We start from the raw sequence: 500 nt of genomic DNA on the forward strand, positions 1-500 counted from the left end.
CTCCGACTGCGCTTCAGCCGTCTTTCTATGTCAAACCCTTTGATTGATCGAGCGCCGGTCAAACCCTTCGACCCGATCGCCTGTCAGGCGGCTGCCGGGCGCAGCGGAGGTCAAGGGCGGTCGGACGCTTGCCGATCGATGCGAACGCTCATTGCGCGTCGATGTGCGGCAAACCAGTCCGGCCGGCGAAGCCTTGCCCTTGACGGGAGCGAGCAAGGCGGCAGGCTTTTCACGCGTCGGGACGGCGGTGAATGCGCTGTCATCCGGCGAGGCGTGACGATGCTGTGTGCATGCGTCATGCTCCTCCCTTCTGCATCGGCTGTTTACGCAGAACCTCTTTCTCATGGCGAGGGGCCGGCTCTCTCCAACGCCAAGACTTCGTCCGCTGATCCCTGGTCGGCTCATATCCGGGAAGCCGCGATACGTTTCGCCATTCCCGAGCGGATGCTGCGCGCGGTCATGCAGGTCGAGAGCGTTGATTATGTACATGCGCTGTCGAG

General features: G+C 62.6%; 1 pseudogene. It reads left to right on the plus strand.

Features of this window, described 5'->3' with window-relative positions:
• Positions 1-297: 297 nt before the first annotated feature.
• Positions 298-500 (plus strand): annotated as a pseudogene (locus EN862_RS36645) (lytic transglycosylase domain-containing protein); the annotation flags it as partial.

Origin of the sequence: Mesorhizobium sp. M2E.F.Ca.ET.219.01.1.1 (assembly GCF_004016445.2) — a bacterium.
In the GTDB taxonomy this organism is placed as follows: domain Bacteria; phylum Pseudomonadota; class Alphaproteobacteria; order Rhizobiales; family Rhizobiaceae; genus Mesorhizobium.